Annotated in this window: 1 protein-coding gene and 1 pseudogene; one reads left to right on the top strand and one right to left on the bottom strand. The window is 35.5% G+C overall.

The genetic code is table 11. The features are described 5' to 3' along the window. A pseudogene (locus BTHERMOSOX_RS11345) lies at window positions 1-236 on the bottom strand (ISNCY family transposase); the annotation flags it as partial. Between the two features lie 260 nt (window positions 237-496). On the opposite strand from BTHERMOSOX_RS11345, the gene BTHERMOSOX_RS11340 reads away from it, so the two are divergent. After that, the gene (locus tag BTHERMOSOX_RS11340) at window positions 497-1,015 is read left to right on the top strand and encodes a transglycosylase SLT domain-containing protein (protein ID WP_138121218.1); all 519 of its coding nucleotides are present in this window, start codon (window positions 497-499) and stop codon (window positions 1,013-1,015) included. The last annotated feature ends 166 nt before the right edge of the window (window positions 1,016-1,181 follow it).

Here is a 1,181-nt window from a genome sequence, read left to right as displayed (position 1 = left end):
CCGGGGCGCCCTCTGTCTGGCGCTACGGAAACTGTTTCATCACTGCTTGTTTTATTCTTACGTGGAATAACTTCTTGGAGGATTTTGAAAACAGTTTCTTTCAAAGGTTTGCTTGTATAGATGTGTTGCAAGCCCAGCAGGATGAGTGGAATATCATCGCGCGATGTGACGTCAATGACGATGTTGGCAATATCGACTTGCCCGATTTCCAGTTGTGACGATATGATGTTTCTCATGGATCTGATGCGAAGTTTTAATGAACCGGGCTATTCTTGAGGGCTTAGTCTTTGCCAGTTCGGTTTGTAGAAATAAATACTTGTTAAATAACAATGACATAATGATTTTTTACGATAACCACCAAAAAGGGATGATCAGAATCTTCAATGCTATTATTGGGTGTTATTATACCATAATGGATTGATTTAAAAGAGTATTATTTATTTCGTGCAAGCACTAACTAGTTCAATCGGGAAATTATTTATCTGAGAAACTATATATCCTGAAAAGACAGCCCAAGAGCAAAGAGGAGGCTCTCGAAACTGTAAATTGGCTAATTAAAGAAAAACAAATAAATTTAGATATAGGAATTGCTCAAATAAATACTAAGAACTTAAAAAAATATAACATATCCATAGAAGAGGCGTTTGATCCATGTACTAACATAAAAGTTGGTGCGGCTATTCTTACAGACAATTATCAACGAGCTTTAGAGTCTGGAATGAAAGGGCAGGGAGCTTTACATGCGGCTATCTCTGAATACAATACAGGCTCAATTGTAAATGGATTAAAAAATGGATATGTTCAAAAAGTGATAAAAAACGTAAAACCTCTTGCTGTTTCTGTTCCAGCTTTAAGATCGACCTCCTTAAACATATCTTTATCAGAAGTAAAAAAAGTTATCTCACAACCTAAGCCCAAGGAAGCTGTCCAGTCTTCACAAAACGATAAATATTCTCAAATAAATGTGTACCAGAGTGAAAAAACAGATTTGGATGTTTTTGTCTATAAACGCTGAATAATGCTAAATAAATATCACTAGTACAGCGCCCCGTAAGTTCGTTCATAGATTTTATATCACCAAAACCTTACCTTGATAGGTCCATTTAAAGGGCTTTGCCATCGTTTCATTGAAATAATTAATGAATGCCATAATCTTACTGTTTAATTCTTCCTTGTTTTTA

Source organism: Bathymodiolus heckerae thiotrophic gill symbiont (genome assembly GCF_900128515.1).
GTDB lineage: Bacteria > Pseudomonadota > Gammaproteobacteria > PS1 > Pseudothioglobaceae > Thioglobus_A.
The sequence above is the reverse complement of the archived record's forward strand: the minus strand, read 5'-3'. Positions and strand labels throughout refer to the sequence as shown.